The 19,188-nt window shown below is 42.6% G+C and carries 16 protein-coding genes and 1 pseudogene; 9 read left to right on the top strand and 8 right to left on the bottom strand.

All coding sequences use genetic code 11. The annotated features are described in order from the left end of the window. Positions 1-281 precede the first annotated feature (281 nt). From lgt to E4665_RS13795, 6 genes are all read left to right on the top strand, one after another. Positions 282-1,085, top strand: coding sequence for a prolipoprotein diacylglyceryl transferase (lgt, locus tag E4665_RS13820; protein ID WP_135349390.1), 804 nt, complete (start codon positions 282-284; stop codon positions 1,083-1,085). A gap of 92 nt (positions 1,086-1,177) precedes the next feature. Further along, positions 1,178-1,855 carry a response regulator transcription factor gene (locus E4665_RS13815; RefSeq protein WP_135349389.1) on the top strand — a complete coding sequence of 226 codons (678 nt, stop codon included), beginning with the start codon at positions 1,178-1,180 and terminating at the stop codon, positions 1,853-1,855. Next, positions 1,855-3,171 carry a sensor histidine kinase gene (locus E4665_RS13810; protein ID WP_135349388.1) on the top strand — a complete coding sequence of 439 codons (1,317 nt, stop codon included), beginning with the start codon at positions 1,855-1,857 and terminating at the stop codon, positions 3,169-3,171. Before E4665_RS13815 ends, E4665_RS13810 begins: the two co-directional genes overlap by 1 nt. A gap of 303 nt (positions 3,172-3,474) precedes the next feature. Next, positions 3,475-4,182, top strand: a complete 708-nt coding sequence (locus tag E4665_RS13805) for an ABC transporter ATP-binding protein (protein WP_135349387.1) — start codon at positions 3,475-3,477, stop codon at positions 4,180-4,182. Positions 4,183-4,187: 5 nt separating this feature from the next. Then, positions 4,188-7,448, top strand: a complete 3,261-nt coding sequence (locus tag E4665_RS13800; RefSeq protein WP_135349386.1) for an FtsX-like permease family protein — start codon at positions 4,188-4,190, stop codon at positions 7,446-7,448. A 531-nt stretch (positions 7,449-7,979) separates the two neighbouring features. Continuing rightward, complete coding sequence (locus E4665_RS13795) at positions 7,980-8,744, top strand: polysaccharide deacetylase family protein (protein ID WP_167815213.1); 765 nt, start codon at positions 7,980-7,982, stop codon at positions 8,742-8,744. A gap of 202 nt (positions 8,745-8,946) precedes the next feature. On the opposite strand, the gene E4665_RS13790 is transcribed toward E4665_RS13795, so the two are convergent. The 3 genes from E4665_RS13790 to E4665_RS13780 all read right to left on the bottom strand — a co-directional run bounded on the left by E4665_RS13790 (position 8,947) and on the right by E4665_RS13780 (position 10,033). Next, positions 8,947-9,057, bottom strand: coding sequence for a YjcZ family sporulation protein (locus E4665_RS13790; protein ID WP_277752227.1), 111 nt, complete (start codon positions 9,055-9,057; stop codon positions 8,947-8,949). A gap of 282 nt (positions 9,058-9,339) precedes the next feature. Next, the gene (locus E4665_RS13785) at positions 9,340-9,465 is read right to left on the bottom strand and encodes a YjcZ family sporulation protein (protein ID WP_135349406.1); all 126 of its coding nucleotides are present in this window, start codon (positions 9,463-9,465) and stop codon (positions 9,340-9,342) included. Between the two features lie 289 nt (positions 9,466-9,754). Further along, positions 9,755-10,033 carry a hypothetical protein gene (locus E4665_RS13780; RefSeq protein ID WP_167815212.1) on the bottom strand — a complete coding sequence of 93 codons (279 nt, stop codon included), beginning with the start codon at positions 10,031-10,033 and terminating at the stop codon, positions 9,755-9,757. Between the two features lie 322 nt (positions 10,034-10,355). On the opposite strand from E4665_RS13780, the gene E4665_RS18855 reads away from it, so the two are divergent. Further along, positions 10,356-10,799 carry a transglutaminase-like domain-containing protein gene (locus E4665_RS18855; protein ID WP_422067264.1) on the top strand — a complete coding sequence of 148 codons (444 nt, stop codon included), beginning with the start codon at positions 10,356-10,358 and terminating at the stop codon, positions 10,797-10,799. 270 nt (positions 10,800-11,069) lie between these two features. On the opposite strand, the gene E4665_RS13770 is transcribed toward E4665_RS18855, so the two are convergent. The 4 genes from E4665_RS13770 to E4665_RS13755 all read right to left on the bottom strand — a co-directional run bounded on the left by E4665_RS13770 (position 11,070) and on the right by E4665_RS13755 (position 17,353). Then, a complete protein-coding gene (locus E4665_RS13770; RefSeq protein ID WP_135349381.1) occupies positions 11,070-13,049 on the bottom strand; it encodes a methyl-accepting chemotaxis protein in 1,980 nt (659 codons plus the stop codon). A 441-nt stretch (positions 13,050-13,490) separates the two neighbouring features. Next, a complete protein-coding gene (locus E4665_RS13765) occupies positions 13,491-14,651 on the bottom strand; it encodes a Ger(x)C family spore germination protein (protein ID WP_135349380.1) in 1,161 nt (386 codons plus the stop codon). A gap of 23 nt (positions 14,652-14,674) precedes the next feature. Continuing rightward, positions 14,675-16,204: a spore germination protein gene (locus E4665_RS13760; protein WP_135349379.1), complete on the bottom strand. Its 1,530-nt coding sequence runs from the start codon at positions 16,202-16,204 to the stop codon at positions 14,675-14,677. Positions 16,205-16,243: 39 nt separating this feature from the next. Then, positions 16,244-17,353 carry a GerAB/ArcD/ProY family transporter gene (locus E4665_RS13755; RefSeq protein ID WP_167815210.1) on the bottom strand — a complete coding sequence of 370 codons (1,110 nt, stop codon included), beginning with the start codon at positions 17,351-17,353 and terminating at the stop codon, positions 16,244-16,246. A gap of 255 nt (positions 17,354-17,608) precedes the next feature. On the opposite strand from E4665_RS13755, the gene E4665_RS13750 reads away from it, so the two are divergent. Beyond that, the gene (locus tag E4665_RS13750; protein WP_135349377.1) at positions 17,609-17,872 is read left to right on the top strand and encodes a hypothetical protein; all 264 of its coding nucleotides are present in this window, start codon (positions 17,609-17,611) and stop codon (positions 17,870-17,872) included. A gap of 203 nt (positions 17,873-18,075) precedes the next feature. After that, positions 18,076-18,612 carry a GNAT family N-acetyltransferase gene (locus tag E4665_RS13745; protein WP_135349376.1) on the top strand — a complete coding sequence of 179 codons (537 nt, stop codon included), beginning with the start codon at positions 18,076-18,078 and terminating at the stop codon, positions 18,610-18,612. Positions 18,613-18,652: 40 nt separating this feature from the next. Here E4665_RS13745 and E4665_RS18850 read toward each other — a convergent pair. Next, a pseudogene (locus E4665_RS18850) lies at positions 18,653-18,718 on the bottom strand (IS200/IS605 family transposase); the annotation flags it as partial. Positions 18,719-19,188: the final 470 nt, after the last annotated feature.

Here is a 19,188-nt window from a genome sequence, read left to right as displayed (position 1 = left end):
AAATGGCTTTGTTAAACTTATCTGTTGTTTTTCGCTCCATGCGCTCGCTTTCCGCGGGCGAACCGTGAGCCTCCTTGCTCGGTACCCTCGCTGCGGGGCCAGAAGGCTCGCTGATTCCGCAGGAGTCTCGCGCCTTCCGCTCCAAACAGCGGAGAGGCAAAAATAACATTGGATTTAAACATAGCCAATAGAATAAAAAGTCAATATGATACAATTTATTTGATAAGTCAGCGAAAAATCTAAGATCAAAAGCAAAATTGCTGAAGTGGAGGAGTTAATTTGTGGCTGTTCAACCTTTGAACCCGATCGCTATTCAGCTGGGTCCTATTCACATTTATTGGTATGGTATTATTATTGCCTGCGGTGCGTTGCTTGGCTTGATGATTGCCATGCGCGAAGGCAACAGGCGTGGACTTCCCAAGGATACATATGTTGACCTTATCATGTTTGCAGTACCGATCGCCGTTATTTGTGCTCGTATCTATTATGTCGCTTTTGAATGGTCTTTTTATTCGCAACATCCGTCACAAATCATTGCTGTGTGGAACGGTGGCATTGCCATTTATGGTGCTTTGATCGGAGGGGTAGCCACGACGATTGTATTTTGTCGCAAGCGTCATCTGTCGTTTTGGAAGGTGGCTGATGTTATTGCTCCGAGTGTGATTCTCGGACAGTCACTTGGACGTTGGGGTAATTTTATGGATCAGCAGGCCCATGGGGGCCCGACGACCCGAGCTGCGCTTGAGAATATGCATCTTCCAAATTTTATTGTCAATCAGATGCTGATTAACGGCACCTACTATATTCCGACTTTTCTATATGAGTCGATCTGGGATTTTGCAGGTTTTATCCTCCTCCTTATACTTAGGCGGGTGAACCTGCGCCGTGGTGAACTTTTTATGTCCTATGTCATCTGGTATTCGCTCGGCCGCTCGTACATTGAAGGACTTAGGACAGACAGTCTGATGCTGGGACCGCTGCGCGTCTCTCAATGGCTGGCAGTCGTACTGATCATTTTCGGGGTCGGGCTGATCCTGTTCTGGAGAGTAAAAAAAGAGAAGCGTCCGTATTATCTGGATGCCTGATCATTCTGTTCCGCCTGTAATACGGAACGACACACTTTTTACTTTAATTAACAATCTGTTTGACTTTCATTCACATCATTGGAGTGATGAAATTGCCGTATCGAGTCCTGGTCGCAGATGACGACAAAGAAATTGTCGAGATCATATCTGATGCATTAACGGACGAAGGTTTTCTTGTCAGCCGCGCATATAATGGCTCACAGGTGCTTGATCTGATGCAGTCTGAAAAAATAGATATTTTTGTACTCGACATAATGATGCCGGAAATGGACGGACTGGAGACGTTGAACCAGATTAGAAAAGACTCAGATGCCCCTGTGCTTATTCTCAGTGCAAAGAGTCGTGATATTGACAAAGTCATCGCTCTGAAGATGGGTGCGGATGATTATGTTGCCAAGCCATTTTCAATGGATGAACTTATTGCTCGAATCAATGCCCATTTAAGACGCGAACAAAAAAGAGAGAGAAAAGGAGACGTTTTACATTTAGGAACTATTGAGCTTCATCAATCGGAGTGGTGGGCCGCTGTGAATGGGGTGTCTGCTGATCTTTCGACTAAAGAGTTTCAAATTCTAAGTTACTTTTTTGCAAATAAGAACAGGGTACTGACACGTGAACAAATCTATTCTGCAGTTTGGAATGACACCTATGGTGGAGATCTCAATACGGTTACTGTACACATTAAAAATCTTCGTTCCAAGCTGGGCCGCGAAGGGCACCGGATTAAAACGGTCTGGGGCATTGGCTATAAGTTGGAAGGCGATCGCTGATGCAGAAATCGATCCGTCTCAAGCTCTCTGTGTTTTTTCTTGTCATGTTTCTCTTGTTTGTCGCAATGCTTCTGTTCAGTTTTGTTATTTTTTTCAGAAATGATTTTCGTTATGATGTGGTAAAAGAGGAGCAATATTATCAAAATATGGTTTCGAGACTTGCTGAAAAAGCGTCTGCATCCAAGGATGAGAAGAGCATAAAGAGACTGCTGACCTCCTACGCGAATCATAGAATGCAAATTCAATTACTGGATGTAAAGGGAAACGTACTGTGGTCGTTGGGTCAATCGCCAACAATTATTAACATATCGGCAAAAGATTATATCATTACGCGAGGTACCGTACGATATGGCCTGCGGATAAATGGGATGAATTTGACACGCACCGAGGTATTTGAAGAGTACGCCATCAAGTACCTATGGATCATCTTGCTTCTCTTTACTTTTCTGTTTTTATTGATCGCCTTTTTTCTTCATCTATCCATTACAAAACCTATTTTAGCGCTTTATAGACGGATGGAGAGCAATCCATTGAAAATGAAAATAAGGGCAAAGGACTACCGGCATGACGAGATCGGTGTTTTGGAAAAAAGGTTTGATCAAATGATCAATCGATTACAAACTGTCGACAGACAGCAACAGACGATGCTGGCAGCCATTTCGCACGATCTGAAAACACCGCTCACATCGATCATCACGTATACCGAGCGGTTGTCTTCCGGAAAAGTTTCGGATCAGAAAAAGCAGCATTATTTTGAAGTGATCGGTCGGAAGGCGGACGATATCAGAGACCTGATTGATAAGTTTCAGGACGCTGCCCTTGTCACTGATTTAAATGCACCTGCAGACTTTCAAATCGTCACTGCCTCAGAATTCTGGCAATCTGTTTTGGAACCTTATACAGAAGAATGGGACGGTGTGGATGCGAAGCTTGAATACGACAGTAAAATAGACAATACACAGACGGTTCGAGTTGACGCGTCCTTAATCAACCGATTAATTGCGAATATCATGGGCAACGCGATCAAATACGGTGCGCGGCCACTTATTGTGCATGTTTATATAACACAAAGCCATAATGATATAAAAGTAAAAATTGAAAACAACGGGATGCAGGTTCCGGAGGAGAAACTGCAGCTTCTTTTTGATCGCTTTTATCGCGGAGAACCATCCCGATCCCGTGAAAAAGGGGGCAGTGGGCTCGGTCTTTTTATCTGCAGGGAAATTATTGAAAAGCACGAAGGATCCATTCGTGCTTACAAACCCTGGAACAATGATTTTGGTATTGAGCTAAAGCTGCCCATCGTCAATTCTTAAGTTTTCTTTATCTTTTTCTATTTTTATTTTATTTTCAATTGTTAGGATGGATGACATAGGGTAATCCCCTGGTCACCCATTCTTTATTTTTAAGCTCTGTTAAACGTGTCTGTTGTTTTTCGCTTCTGGCACTCGCTTTCCGCGGGCGATCCGTGAGCCTCCTCGTTTTTTACACGCACTGTGGGGGCTCACTTGACTCGCTGATCCCGCAGGAGTCTCGCGCCTTCCCGCTCAAACCAGTCATGGGCAAAATCAACTTTTAGCGTTAACATGGCCTATTTTTAAAGAGAGGAGGAAGTAGATATGAGTGAACCCATCATTGAATTTAAAGGAATAACCAAACAGTACAAAATGGGGGAGGTGGTTGTTAATGCTCTTTCCGGCGTGAATTTCATCGTCAATAAAGGGGAATTCGCTATAGTAGCGGGTCCAAGTGGGGCTGGGAAGAGCACTGTGCTGAATATTCTTGGTGGCATGGATACCCCAACAAAAGGACACTTTACCGTTGACGGCAAAGAGATCAACAACTATTCACGAAAGCAATTGATCACGTACCGTCGCAAGCAAATTGGGTTTGTTTTTCAGTTCTATAACTTGATGCAAAACCTGACCGCCCTTGAAAATGTGGAACTGGCTGTTGAAATTTGCGATCACCCCTTTCCGCCTCGTGATGTGCTGATGCAGGTGGGCCTGGAAGAACGTGTGAAGAACTTTCCTGCACAGCTTTCCGGGGGTGAGCAGCAGCGTGTAGCCATTGCCCGCGCACTCGCAAAAAATCCGAAGATCCTGCTTTGCGATGAGCCGACGGGGGCTCTCGATTACAATACGGGGCGTTCCGTATTAAAGCTTTTGCAGGATACGTGTCGGAGAACCGGCATGACCGTTGTGCTGATTACGCACAATCTGGCGATTGCTCCGATGGGCGACAGACTGATCAAGATCAAAAATGGACGTGTTGAAAACATGGAGATCAATCCTAACCCTGTCAATGTTGAAGAGATTAAGTGGTGAGTGCGATGCAAAAAACACTAATTAAAGAAGTATTTCGTGAAATTAAGGGCTCTTTGAACCGCTTTTTCGCAATCCTCGTGATTGTGACGCTTGGTGTCGCTTTTTATGTCGGATTTAATTCCATCGGCCCGGATTTATCTGCATCCGTTGCCAGCTACTTTTCAAAAAGTCGGTTCATGGATCTTCAAATCCTGTCACCTGTTGGCTTTAATCAGGACGATTTAAAAGCGATACGCACGGTGCCCGGCGTCAAGAATGCCCAGCCTGTTTTTATGATGGACGCCATGCAGACGTACGGAAAACAGACCAATGTTGCGCATTTAATCTCCATACCAAACGGTAACGGATCAAACGAAGCGATCAACTCGCTGACCCTTGTAAAGGGAAGGTTTCCGAAAAATTCCCACGAGGTCGTCGTGGATCAGCAAAAAAACGGAAGCAATCCGAAGATCGGCGACCTTGTCACTTTGTCATCCGGTTCGGCGGCGAACCTATCAGACAGCTTGCACGACACGAAACTTAAGGTAGTGGGTACTGTCGATAGCCCTGCCTATTTAACCAGAGACCGGGGAACCAGCACCATCGGAAATGGCAAGGTAAGCGGTCTGATCTTTATGCCGCAGCAGAACTTCAAGCAATCTGACTACACGGCCATTCTAGTTACCGCAGCGGATACCAACGGTTTGGAAGTGTTCAACGACACTTATTCCAACAAAGTTTCCGCTGTGAGAGACGACTTAAATCACGTGGCAGATAGCCGGACCAAAACGCGTTATAACGATCTCGTCAGCAAGAACAATAAGCGGATTGCTCAGCAGCAGAACGAATATAACAAAAAAAAGAAACAAGCGGATCAATCATTTGCTGATGCACAGCAGAAAATCGACGATTCGCAGAATAAGCTGAAAGCTGCACAGGATCACTTGAAAGCGATGGAAAGTCAAACCAATCAGCAATTTTCCGAGGCACAGACTAAACTTGACACCGCAGCAAAGCAACTTGCCAACAGCACGGCAGAATATAACCAAAAATCCGCCTCGTTTCAACAATCGGCAGCAGCGGCACAAAACCAGTTTGCCACCACCGAGAAGCAAATCAATGCCCTTTCGTCAAAAATTTCATCTCTGCAGAATCAGCTTAACGGACTGGAAACCGAACTTTCTGTCGGTCAGACGAGCGGAAGCCTGACACCTGCACAGATGGGAAGTCTAAACGCACAGATTCAAAAAATAAAAAGTACACTGGTCACTTTGACACAGCAGCGGGCAACAGCACAGGCTAATCTCTCGGCTCAGCAGAAAAAGCTTGCGGCCACGCAAACGCAACTGAATTCCAGTAAACAACGCCTTGCCGATTCGGCGGCACAGCTGAACAGTCAGAAGGATTCATTTGCTGCTGCGCAGAAAAAGGCGAAACTGCAGATCACACAAGGGCAGCAAGAGATTGACAGGCAAAAAAGTTTCGTTGATCAAGCACGGCAGAATCTAAAAAAACAAAAAACGGAGTCGAACAAAAAGCTGAGTAAGGCGGAGCAGCAAATCCATGATGCCAAACAAAAAGTCAACCAGATTGTGAAACCAAATTGGAAGATACTGAGCCGCGATGACAATACGGGCTATTCAAGTTTCCAAAGTACCGTTGACCGTAGCAATGGCATGTCCAGTATTCTCCCGGTCATCTTCTTTGCAATAGCTGCTCTTGTTTGCCTGACGACAATGACTCGGATGGTACAGGAACAGCGTACACAAATTGGTACGCTTAAGGCTTTGGGTTACAGCAATGGGGCCATCGCGTTCAAATATCTTTTTTATTCTGCTTCGGCGAGTCTGATTGGAAGTATCATCGGCATGGTTCTTGGGTTTATCTTATTGCCGTCCGTACTATTCAAGGCTTATATGATCTTGTATTCGATGCCAGCCATGAGTGTCGGTTTTCATCCCGGTATCGCCGCTACAGCTCTGGTGATTTCATTAGCACTAATCACGGCAGCCACGCTGTTCACCTGTATCAGCGAGCTTCGTTCTGTACCTTCGGCATTGATGCGACCGGAACCGCCAAAAAGTGGGAAACGGATTCTTCTTGAGCGTATCCATTTTCTGTGGAACCATCTGAGTTTCAGTAAGAAAGTAACGGCACGCAATCTTTTCCGATACAAAAAGCGTTTCTGGATGACGGTATTAGGCGTCGCCTGTTGCTGCGCGATGCTCGTCACCGGTCTGGGGCTCAAGGATTCTATATCCACTCAAGTCTCTCAAAGAGAATTTGGCGAGATTATGAAATACGACATGTCCGTTCAACTGAAAAACAATGTGACTGCCGGTCAGACAGACACGATAACGCACCTTCTCAGGAACACGTCCGGGGTATCCTCGTTCATGAAAAATACCAACAAGAATATCACCGTGAAATCGGGTTCGAAAAGCGAACAGGTGAATCGCATGGTTCCGCAGCAGCCCAATCAATTTTCAAACTATTTTAAGCTGCGACAAGCACCTTCGCGCTTTGCAAAAACGGGCGCACCGATTTCTTTGTCAAATGATGGTGTCGTCGTTACGCAGCAGCTCGCTCAGCTGTTAAACATCAAAACGGGCGATACCCTTGCGATTGAGGATGATGCGACGCATAGTTATCATTTTCGCGTTGAGGGTATTGCAGAGAATTATTTGCTGAATTATGTGTTCATGACACCCACTTTGTATTCAAAGGCATACGGCTCGCAAGTAGCGGTCAACCAGATTCTGACGAATCTCAACACGAAGGTCTCTCATAACTCCATTTCTTCATCACTGACGAAAGTCGATGGTGTCGCCAACGTGTCTTTCCTGTCTGATAGTGAACAAACTTTTCAAGACACGGTTAAGAGTCTTAACGATGTGGTCTGGGTCATTATTTTGTCGGCCATCCTTCTTGAGTTTGTGGTTCTTTATACGTTGACGACGATCAATATTGGTGAACGTTTCAGGGAAATTGCCACGATTAAAGTCTTGGGATTTTATGACCGAGAAGTTTCGGCATATGTCACCCGTGAAAGCTATCTACTAACATTAATAGGCATCGTGCTCGGACTCATTGGCGGACTATTCCTGCACGCAAAGATTCTTAGCGGTATTGAAGTAGACGGCGTTATGTTTGTCAAGTCAATCCTACCGCAAAGCTTTATTGTCAGTGCCTTGCTTACCTTCATTTTCACCTGGGTTGTCAACTTGATGACCATGCGCCCATTACGCAAGATTGACATGGTTGAGGCGCTAAAGGGTAATGAGTAACCTAGAACACATAACATCGTGAGGGTGTATCATTGTTTATTATGTATTTCAGAAGTAAAGAGGAGCCTAATCAGTGTAGGCTCCTTTTTCATATATAATAAAGGCCGGACAATGACCGGTGGATAGGCAGAAAGCACGACATAATGAGTAAGCCGAGTGAAATATAGAACTGAAGCACCCACTTCTGGTTCAGGAAAGAGAGACCATGTTCATTTTTATCATGGAAGCAAATCATATGGAGCTGAAACTACTGATGAAGAAAAAAGTCATGGGGATGCCTAAGGACACTGATCTACGCATATCGCGTTGACTGGTGTCCTTTTTATGCATCCTATCGCTTAATAACGTGGACGTAATAGCGGTTTGGGGTACCGGCAATGTGGTTACTGAACCCAGTTATTCAAGTGAAATTACCTATTGATCCATTTAATCCTGCATCATTTCTGGTAGTACATAACAAACGTGATGAATTTTGCAGGTAATGGATATATTAAGCTGATGTGCAGATATATTATCGTGGAGATGGATCATGTGCCTTATCGTGTGAAAAAAATTTTGCCGCTACTCGTTCTATGTTCGTTCATCTTAACAACTGGTTTCTCACCCATTGATCAAGTACAGAATCGTTATGAAACGAAAGGGAAAATTCCAGAACCGGTTTATTCTATGCGGCACAACGAAAAGAAAATAAAGGTATGCTACTTGACTTTTGATGACGGTCCCTCTGAATCATCAGAGAAGATTATGGGTTTATTAAATCAATATCATGCCAAGGCGACGTTTTTCCTGCTCGGCAAACACATTCTAAAATTCCCTGAAGTCGTCAGGAATATGAAACGGGAAGACTTTACGATCGGATTGCACGGCGTCAGTCATGACTATAAAAAACTGTATAGCTCGGAAAAATCGGTTGTTGAGGACATGATTGACGATCAAAACATAACTATGGAAGTGACTGGTCTCAGAACGCCATTTATTCGCACTCCATATGGAAGTTATCCTTTCATGAAGGAAAGTTATCGCCGCGCGGTCGTGAACCATGGATTTATTATGTGGGACTGGAATGTTGACAGTTATGACTGGAGATACAGGGACTGGAGATTTGTTCAGCAAACCATTAAGCAAATAAAAAAAGTTGAAAAAGAAGGACAGGTCCCGGTTCTTTTGCTTCATGATCGGACTTACACCTTGAGGCATATTGAATCGCTGCTTCTCTATTTACAGCAACATAAATATCAAATGAAAGGAATTGATGCTTCAATGAATCCACTGCAGTTTCCCTTAAAAAAACAGTAAGAAAAGGTACAACAGCAAAATCTACTGGCAGTTTCTCTTTGCGTATTTGCAAAAGTCGTACTTTGATTGGTGGTCTTGAATAAGGGATTGCGGTGGAGAGAGTTCTTCAACTAAAGTAAAGCAAAAAGGGTACCAGGGCCAGGTACCCTTTTTCGAAGGAGATGTTTTTATGGGCTACCGGCGGCTAAACGGTCCCATTTTATCAATAGACGAACGCCGTTCCAACAATGATCAACAGAATGAACAGAACAACGATCAGAGCAAAGCTACTGCCATGGCCGTAGCCTCCGCCACTGTATCCACCATCGCTCAATGTATTCACCTCCTTATGACCTTGATAGTACATTTTATGAGTTTGATGATGTTGCGAAAGGGACGAACGGAGCGGTGAAATGGCCCGTTTTTCCAAAATAAGCAGCGAATTTGGAGGCTAAAGTGAAGGACGTTTGAGTCATTGGCCGAACCATTTGCTTCTGTTGCCCCAAATTTTGATGAAAAAGCAGTCAAAGAGAATGACCAATTAAAAAGGGCACCCGCTACAAGGTGCCCTCCGAATGAAGGGGTGTGATCAGTGCCAATGGGCTTGGTGATTCCCTTAATAAACAACAGTAGTACCGACGATAATCAACAGGATGAACAGCACAACAATCAAGACAAAGGTACTACCAACGTGGCTGCCGCCTCCATATCCACAACCATATCCACCATCGTATCCCAACAGAAGCACCTCCTTATCATGTGTTACTATATTCTATGGTTCAGACCAACATGGGAAAGGGGTAAACGGAGTAGTGAATCTGCCTGTTTTTCGAAATGTGGCCTCGTTGGCGGATTCGGGGTGACGGCTTAAGCGAAGAAAAAAAGATCCAGTCCAAAGAGGCCGACTGGAAGGTACTAACTGTAAATCAAGGGGTAGGAGTTACTGCGCCATTAGATCAAATGAGCGTTAATTTTCATATGCAATGGATTGTTTCCGTTTAAAAAGAGATAAGTTGATTTCAATCATTTAATTATAGAATGCCATCTATTTTTACTTTATCCCAAATTTCGCCTAATTTTTTACCGTCTATTTTGAAATTATTAAAAAGATCTTCAGTAGACTTGTACTCTTTTTGAACATCTTTACTAGCGACCAATTTAAGCGTATCAGTGTGTGAGATTTGATATAAACTATCTTGATATATGAGATCAAATTCTCTGCCTTGATTGATCATATTAATGACTTCATTAACGGATAATTTGTCCATATCAATCACTCCTCGTATGTGGGTTTGGTCATTTATAATCATACCAAGATGGGCTCCTTTTTTTCATTTTCTTTTTTCTATATTGAGTGAAAAACAAAAAGCTGTGCGATCTCGAAGGATTGTGAGAGGATCAGGTTTTACGATATCCTGTGACTAGTCATAAAAAATTGGGATAAAAGACCGATAAAAACAGAGAGATTAGTTTTGTGAGGGATAAGCATGATGAAAAGATTGTTGAAATCATTAATTGTTCTCATAACAGCTTTGATTTTAGTTATTTCGATTAGCGTGCCGACAACTACGCGTGCTGCATCGCATCATTTATTCATCGAAAGGTTGGACAAACGGAAACTTTGCACGATACATGGATTACAGTGTCATGTCTAATAACTCGATTAATCGACAGGCGGATAAGCTCAAAAGAAAGAGTACAAGTGCAACCGCACAGGCTGTGAGTTCTTGGATAAATAGCCATTTAAAATATGGCCATCCGAGGGGTGGAGGTGGTGCCATTCGTGCATTCCAACAGAGACGAGGTGTGTGCACAGACCAATCCTACTTAACGGTTGCAATGCTGAGCCATTTGAAAGTTAAGGTGAGGCTGGTATCTTCGAGGCCTCTTTCCCACGGATTAATGAATCACGTATGGACTGAAGTCTGGATTCCTTCAAAACATCAATGGCGCGTTTATGATTCAACATGCGGTCTCTATGATTACAGTAAAAAGGATTATATGGTATATCTTGATTGGCTGATCGAACCCAATACGGATCATAAGCATCAACATATAATAGCCCTATGGAATTAATGTTTTCAGACCCTCAGGGGTCTTTTATTTTTGGACTTATGTCCGTTGAGCACGTGTATTGTGCGAAACAAAAACCCCCTGAGTGGATTTTCATTGTCCAACTTCAGGGGGTCAGTTCAGATGCGGATGGAAGACAAGTCCTTTATAACAGAAAAGCTGAATATGGTGTTCGAACTATGAGAATGATATGGGTAAGACTAAGACCAATGGAAGCAATGCCAATGAGTTCCTTGTGCTGAAGCGAAATAGAACAAGAAAATAGGAACTTAGTTAATTTCTCAGTTTGAAAGTTGCGACCAGTTGATGGAGTTCATCAGCCATCGTGGAAAGAGTGGTTGCGTTGACTGCCACTTCTTCCATGGATGCAGACTGTTCTTCAGCCGCTGCAGAGACATTGTCCGAATTACTACTTGCATCTTTGGCTATTTGAGCGATACGATCAAAAGTGGCAACGACACTTTCTGTCTCTTTCGAAATATTATGGACCGAATCGGCTACATTTTTAATTTCCGCATCTACCGTCTGTACTTTCAACTGAATGGCATCAAAGGCTTGGTCAGCCTCTTCAACAACGTGATTGCCCTTTTCCACTTCCTTAATACCGCCATTCATTGAATCCTTAGCGTTCAAGCTTTTTGCATGAATCGTGGCAACCACCTGTGAAATTTGTTTGGACGACTTTTGTGACTGCTCTGCAAGCTTTCGTATTTCTTCAGCTACTACAGCAAATCCCTTCCCGTTTTCACCGGCTCTCGCAGCTTCTATGGCTGCGTTTAATGAGAGAAGATTCGTTTGTTCTGCGATGTCATTGATCAGTTCACTCATTTTTCCAATATCCTGAACCTGTGCAACCAATTCATCCAGCGAAACGGCGACCTTTTGGTTCGTTTGCTTAATCAGATTCATCTGCTCTGCCACTTTCTCAAGCGATTGAGTGCCCAAGCTTACGGTTTGAGAAGCCTGATTAGCAGTCTGGCCCAATTTCCCTGTCTTTGTGGTGATATTTTCTATTTCCTTATTGATGACTTCAGCATGTCGACTGGTATCAGATACTTTTTCCGATTGGTCGTTCGATCCAATGGCAATCTCTTGAATGGAGTTTGCAATTTCATCAGAAGTAGCTTTGTTTTCTTCAGTGGAAGCAGTCAGTTCTTCTGAAGAAGCGGCCAGGGATTCTGCCTTTTGATTGATACTTTCTAAGACTTTACTTAATGAGTCAATCATATGGTTCATACTTGTTGTCAATTCTGTAAATTCTTTATTGACTTTTATGTCGTTTCCCAGTTTCTGGCTTAAATCTCCCGCACTTATTTTAGTGAAAAGAAGCACAAACTTTTTAAGAGGGCGGATGATTCTAAAAATGATGAAGAGCAACGCAAGGGTAATGAAAACGACTAAGAAAAGGCCGATCAAAAAGCTGACGGCGTAAATCAGCGGATTAATTTTACTATAAATTTCACTGACCCGCATAACGCCGCCAATCTTCCAACCGGTTGATGGATTCGTCACATAGAAAATGCGATTGTCCTGCCCGTTTTGTGTAACTTCAAAAAGGCCCTTTGATGATTTACGTGCTCGATCTGCAATGGACCGGTCGGCCGATTGGCCTGCCTCGGTCTTTGGATTCGCAATCCATTTGCCGTTTTCATCGAGCAGGAATGCATAGCCATGATCGCCAACGACAACCCGATCTGTCAACTTATTAAGCGTACTTAGACTAACATCCATAGAAACAGCTGCTTGATTATCCCTGGTAGTCTTCGCAATGATCACGGTGATCTTCTTTGTCAGCGTTGAAACGAAGGGAGGCGTGATTACGATCTTTCCGGGATGAGCCATTGCCAGCTTATACCATTGTTCCTGCCTGATATCGGTTGTCAATTTTGCTTCAGGCGAGCGTACATATTGTCCTTGACTATTACCGTATGTAATCGCTTCAGAGTTACTGTCCGATTGATTGATATTACTGAGTAGGTCCTGAAATTTCTTCTTCTGGCTTAAGTTTCCGGACAGTTCCTGACTTAGATGATTGATTGTAAAGCTGTTAGCGGTGACAAATTGAGTGATGTTTTCATTCAATAGGTTAACGCTATTTGTCGCATTGTCATTCAGATCATTTTCCAGAGCACCCTTTACGTCATTGTAAACAAATGTAAAGATAAAGAGATCAGGAATGACGACAACAAAAATGATTAAAAAAATGAGGATGGTTCTAAGACTTAATGAGGACAGCGTCAATATTTTTCTCACAAAACACTCGCTCCTTCGGAAGCAATAAAGTAGTTTACGACCTAATAATTATCGACAGAATTCATCAGGAAATGTTTGGCGAAAATTTGACATTCAAATAAAATTTTTTAAAAACGCTATAGGAATGTATTGACAGATTATGGTTTCGCTTGCTTTAGGTAAAGGAAAAAAGGGTACCCGGCCAGGTACCCTTTTTCGAAGGAGATGCTTTTATGGACTACCGGCGGATAAACGGAGTAGTGAATCTGCCCTTGATGAAACGCCTTCATATGTGTCAAAGTCCAACTGTTTTGTGCTATGCTTCTTTAATCTAGAGTTTCGTCGCTTAAAGGATAATATCGGATTTTATGATGGTGTTTGATTACCCAAATTTAATTAGCCCAATTGATCTTACAACTACCGTTTCTATTTTCTTTTAACATCCATGCCCTCTCCGTTTTCTTATTGTTTAATACCTGAATGGATCACACTAAAATGGCTCTTTACTTGAACATCTATTGAAGGATAGAAATCATTCCAGTTCTTTTCAACCTTCAGACACTCTTCCGGGTATTTACGAAAAAATGTTGGATAGAAATCAAACACGTCACTCTTCATTTTCTGGCTTTCTCTAACACTGTCTTTGATGTTTGCCGCTATTTTCCGGTTAACGGCTCGTTCCACACGCCAAATCGTATCTGAATTCAACATATTCCATCGGGTTGTATTCTCAAAAATAATTCCGTCTCCTGTGACATTAGCCATAATTAACCAATGGCCGTGGCGAATGACAGCATGAACATCCGCTTTGACATTCTGAATGTTGATTCCGATTTGACCTGGATCCGGGCTAAGCTTCAATGAGTAGACGGTTTGCCAGAATCTATGAGTCAGAATCAACTGTCCATAGGTCAAGTCATGACTGATCGTGCCAACCATTCTGTTTTTCGAAAAAAGTGCTGACCGTGTGATTTCCATTGTCTTTTTTTCGCCTTGTGCACCTGCTGCCTCAATTGATATCATGGGAAGAATGAAAGAATGACCCGCATTCGTATTCATTACTACCGCATCTTTGAGCGTGACGGACAAATTGCCATCTTTTCTGACATATTTGCTGAGCAGCTCCCCTGAGTTTTTTTCAAGAAAAGGCTGATATTCAAGTATCTTCGGAACCGGATCATTTGTTACAAATAGATTCGTTCTTTGTCTGATTTCACGGAATCTCATGCAATAATCCAGAACATCCTTGATTCGTTTTTCAGCCATCCGCCGGCCAATAATTATTGCCCGGTCATGTCCGCGAAATAATTGGCGTGAAACATGCTTTTCAATATTATTTATGGCTTCAGAAATGGTATCACCCGAACCGGAAAGTACAGAAGATTGAATGGTCTGAGAGGCACTCTGAGAACCTGATGAGCCGGATGCCGCAGCCTGAGGCAAAAAAAGCTGAACGGTCGCCTCAACCTTGCCTTCATCATTGAGATCAAGTCCCGTTGCGGTGACAATGATGATATTGTTAATCTCCTTTAGATCAGCACATCCCTGAAGATAGAGGATGAGCACTGAAATCAATAGTGAACAGGTTATACGTCGTACTATAGCTTTAAGACGGATTGTCATATCACTTCATCTCCGCAAATCATCTAGTGTCCGGTCCGCCTCCGGTTCCATGTCGAACCTGTAAAATGCGGGCGCCTCTTCATCGTCCAGAGAGGCCCTCGGACCAAAGTATCGATAATGCTGGCTTTCTTAAACGGGGCGAGTGGTTCTAGATAAGGCACACCGAAAGATCGGAGCGAACTAAGATGGATTAAAAGCACAATAAAAGAAAAGATAATGCCAAGCAGTCCGAAAGTACTTGCCAGAATCATGATCGGGAAACGAAGCAGCCGGACTGTGTTTGATGCTTCATAATGAGGAATCATAAATGAAGCAATGGCAGTTATAGAAACCACAATAACCATTAGCGGTGACACAAGGCTCGCCTGAATGGCCGCCTGACCAATGACCAAAGCACCGACGATGCTGATTGTGGGACCTACCGCCCGGGGCAATCGAATGCCCGCTTCCCTGAGCGCTTCGAAGGTGATCTCCATAATTAACGCTTCCACCACTGTTGGGAAGGGAACTTGCTCATGTGCCTGCGTGATAGAAATCAGTAGCGTTGTCGGAATCAATTCCTGATGGAAAGTCGTTACCGCAACGTAAATTGATGGCCCGAGAAGAGCGATCATCATATAAAATGTCCTTAGTATCCGAATAGCCGTACCGATAATGAATCCTGAATAGTAATCTTCGGGTGAACTGAAAAACATAAAAAAGGTGGATGGCAAGACAATGGCGTGAGGACTCCCGTCGACAAGGATACCTGCCCGTCCTTCAACAAGTGCCCCGCAAAATGTATCCGGGCGTTCTGTCGAAAAAACAGTAGGGAAGGGACTCCAGCTTACATCCTGAATGTATTCCTGAATCATCCCGCTGTCATAAATCCCATCTTCAGAAATGCGCCGGACTCTAAGTACAATTTCTCTGACGAGATCAGGATCGCACAGACCATCAATATAACTGATAATCATGGGGGTATGGGTGTATCTCCCGATTTCCATGCGTTCAATCTTCAATCTTGGTGTCCGAATTCTTTTTCTGACGAGTGAAGTATTCGTTTCCAGAGATTCGATAAAGCCTTCTTTCGCTCCACGAATCACAAACTCCGTAGAAGATTCCTCAACCTGGCGTGTCGACCACTTTGATATACCAAGTGAAAGAGCCTGAGGCAAACGATCAATAAAAAGGACGGGATGACCATTTGACACTTCCTGATAGACGGTATCAAAAGAGCCAATTTCTTTAATATCAGGAATTGAAAGAGTGTTTTTAATGGATGCCAGATCACTCGGACCCTCTTTCAGAAGATAAAGAGGCTTCAATACGTTCTCATCGATTTGGGCGACATCTGCCGTTCCTGCAATATAGATAAGGAGGGCACGGATCTGTGGTGCTTTGCCTAGCGTAAGGTGTTTGATGACCACATCTGAACTTTTGGCGTACACTTGGCGAATAATGCGTTCATTCTCGCTTAATCGTCGTGCCAATCGTTTGATGTCGTTGTATTTTGTATTATTTTTTGAGGAAGAATGATCGATCCTTTTATTTTTTCTAAGCCAGTTTAGCATGGGGTAGGTATCCTTATTGGGAGTGATTCATTGTTCGTATTATTTCTTCAATACCATCTTTTTATTTATTTTCAGCCTCAGACACGCTACCAAAAAGAAAAGGGCAGGAAAGGCTATATTGCTGCAAGACATCGCGACAACAATCAGAAAATTGCCTGTTTGAAATAAGCTTGCTGTGCTGTTAAAAATGCGTAGACTGATCCAGAAACAAATAATGAAGATGGGAAGAATGAGCAGCCGTTCTTCGGTCATATGCAGTAATTTTCCGGAATTCCTGATGATGATAAAAGACAAAAAAGCGAGTTTGATGAATACGCCAAGTACCCAAATACTCATGAAAAAAGCGGATGTCCGTTCAACAAACGTGCCAACCTGGATGTATCGTTCTGCGAGTGAGATCGGGTAAAGGGTAAGGCCCGTATATAACCCGAGAATACCCAGATCAGCAATAAAGGTAAGGAGTATCGTTACGGTTATGGCTGTCACACACAAAAATCCGGATTTTATTATCTTTTTTGGAGTCTCGGTAAGCGAACCCAGGCAGAAAGTCATCCAAAAAAATTCGCTATACCAGACCATCGGCAAGACAGACCCCTTTAATGGCGGAATGAGTCCTTTCTCTAGAACAGGGAACAAATTCTGAAATTGAATATCGGGCAACAGTAGAAAAAAAATACCGAAGCAAACGAAGAGGATGAAGGGAAGAATTAACTGAGCGCATCGTGCAATGACTTCAATGCCATTTTTGACTGCATAAGCGCAGACAAGGATCATAAAGCCGATAATGATAAAGGGTGATGTGAACTGATAGAAGACATCAGAAATGTAGAGCTGATATTCTTTAAGTATATAGATCTCTTCAAAAGCAAAGAAACAAAGGATCAAAAAAAGGGACACATGACCCAATGTTTTGCCAAGTAACTGAATGATAATCTCGCCCATATTTTTTTCAGGGAAATATTTACGAAAAAAACTGATCAAGAGAACCATTAAGTAACCGATGAATGAACCCAGTAATAAAGAGACCCACATGTTCTGCTGCGCATAACGATAAAGAGGCATCGGTATCGTCAGAATTCCTGTGCTTACAATGCCCAGATAAAGAATGATATAGGTTTGCGACGCGGATATTATTTCTTTATGGGCCATGATCATTTGTTCTCCTGTTCCGTTGATTTCTATTTCTTTCGTATACTTTTCACAAAAAAAAGAAAAGTATACGAAGAAAACGAAACAAGATGTCTCTACTTTCCCAAAAAAAATGAAATTTCCTTGTAGCACGAAATTGCAATAGAGTGAAGGGGATTTTAAATCGGCGCTGCTTTTTCAGTTTTGTGTTCTAATTCGTTCACTGCAGACATAGAATCATCAAATGTGATTTAAAAATGAATGCGAGGTAATTGAATGAACACAGAGCAAAAAAAGCTTACGTATCTTTCTGATCACGGCTGGAAGCCACGTAAATACATGGCCATGAATCGAACAAGTGTTGTGTGGTATTTACAAATTGGTGATGAATTTAATAAGTTGGAGTCAACGCTAAATATGCTTGAAATAAGCATGATGGAATTTAAAAGCTTGGTTAGGCATTGTGAGTATATTGAAAAAAGAATGAAAAGTGATCTTAAAAGAAAAGAAAAGTGGAACTTAACAGAAGCAAGACAATGATCTGACACCCCACGGGGTGTTTTTATTATGGACTTTAATCCTTTGAACATAATCTTTTTCAGCGTCAGGATGATGGTAACAAGGATAAGTTATAATTGAGATATCGCCCAAAGCATTGACTTTCGATTTAATTTTGACAAAGTTCATTCGAATCATTTAGGCTAAAATAGCCAATATTTTCTATTTGCAAGGAGAGTGAACGAATGTTTCCAGAATTAGAAACCGGAAGACTGTTCTTGAGAGAAATTGTTAACGAAGATGCTCCTGCCATCTTTAATTGCTTTTCCAATAGCGAAGTGACACGGTATTATGGACAAGAAACTTTAACAAGTCTTGAGGATGCGAGAGAATTTGTTGATTATTTTGCAGGCATCTATAAAGAAAAGCGCGGCATCAGATGGGGCATTCAAATAAAAGGACAGGAAGGCATTATAGGGACGATTGGTTTAAACGCCTGGTCTCGCAAACATAAAAGGGCTGAAATAGGATATGAACTTCATCCGCAACACTGGCGAAAGGGCTATGCCTATGAGGCGGCTTCGAAAATTATCGCTTACGGATTTAACGAACTCGAGTTAACACGTATCGGGGCAGTTGTATTTACTGAGAACAACGCATCTGATCGATTGTTAAGCAAACTCGGCTTTGAAAAAGAAGGCCTTTTAAGAAATTATATGTATCAAGGTGGGCTCCCTCACGATACCCATGTCTACTCGTTACTTGCCTCGAAGTCAATTTAGGATTGATGGCGGGAAACGATCATACAAAAAAATCCCACGCCTCATGGATCATCAGACTACTTTTTCCTTTCAAGTAACCCATGAAATAGGATACGGGCATTTTGGGTGATGAGCCCTTATAGGGCGTTAACAAAAACTGCCGTAGAATCGGCAGTTTTTGTTATAAATGGTACCGCCATTGCGGCAATTGGCTTGGTTGATCCCGCAGCCTGATTAGCGATATTTAAATCCCTAAAGACAGCACATTTTCGTTTAATTTTAAATACGCAAAAAACGGGTCAGTCGCACCCTCAAAGATTTGTTTTTGCTCCGATATGGCAGTGACAACAGTCTCCAAGATGGACCCCTTAAAATCATTTCCAAAGGTACGTTTTCAATTTCAGTCACCACCTGATTAACGCCCTTCTTTGTGGTACGAAATCCTTTAAGGCGTTCATCGTTATTGAAACCAGGTATGATAAACAGATTCCGTATCTTGTATGTATTCCTCAACAATTTTATCAATTTCTCTACTGGCCAACTGGCATACCTCCGCATAAATTCTATGACCTTATAGCGAAAATATAAGAGGCTACC

Source organism: Sporolactobacillus shoreae, assembly GCF_004684935.1.
In the GTDB taxonomy this organism is placed as follows: Bacteria; Bacillota; Bacilli; order Bacillales; family Sporolactobacillaceae; genus Sporolactobacillus; species Sporolactobacillus shoreae.
Note: the sequence above shows the minus strand (reverse complement) of the source record. Positions and strands in the feature narration are given on the sequence as shown.

What these genes read in the sequence shown, in the direction of transcription:
- E4665_RS13755 (WP_167815210.1), bottom strand. Translation starts at nt 17,353, where the DNA reads ATGGCCCATAAAGAAATAATATCCGCGTCGCAAACCTATATCATTCTT.
- E4665_RS13760 (WP_135349379.1), bottom strand. Translation starts at nt 16,204, where the DNA reads ATGCTAAACTGGCTTAGAAAAAATAAAAGGATCGATCATTCTTCCTCA.
- E4665_RS13800 (WP_135349386.1), top strand. Translation starts at nt 4,188, where the DNA reads ATGCAAAAAACACTAATTAAAGAAGTATTTCGTGAAATTAAGGGCTCT.
- E4665_RS13805 (WP_135349387.1), top strand. Translation starts at nt 3,475, where the DNA reads ATGAGTGAACCCATCATTGAATTTAAAGGAATAACCAAACAGTACAAA.
- E4665_RS18855 (WP_422067264.1), top strand. Translation starts at nt 10,356, where the DNA reads ATGGATTACAGTGTCATGTCTAATAACTCGATTAATCGACAGGCGGAT.
- E4665_RS13765 (WP_135349380.1), bottom strand. Translation starts at nt 14,651, where the DNA reads ATGACAATCCGTCTTAAAGCTATAGTACGACGTATAACCTGTTCACTA.
- E4665_RS13745 (WP_135349376.1), top strand. Translation starts at nt 18,076, where the DNA reads ATGTTTCCAGAATTAGAAACCGGAAGACTGTTCTTGAGAGAAATTGTT.
- E4665_RS13810 (WP_135349388.1), top strand. Translation starts at nt 1,855, where the DNA reads ATGCAGAAATCGATCCGTCTCAAGCTCTCTGTGTTTTTTCTTGTCATG.
- E4665_RS13780 (WP_167815212.1), bottom strand. Translation starts at nt 10,033, where the DNA reads ATGATTATAAATGACCAAACCCACATACGAGGAGTGATTGATATGGAC.
- E4665_RS13750 (WP_135349377.1), top strand. Translation starts at nt 17,609, where the DNA reads ATGAACACAGAGCAAAAAAAGCTTACGTATCTTTCTGATCACGGCTGG.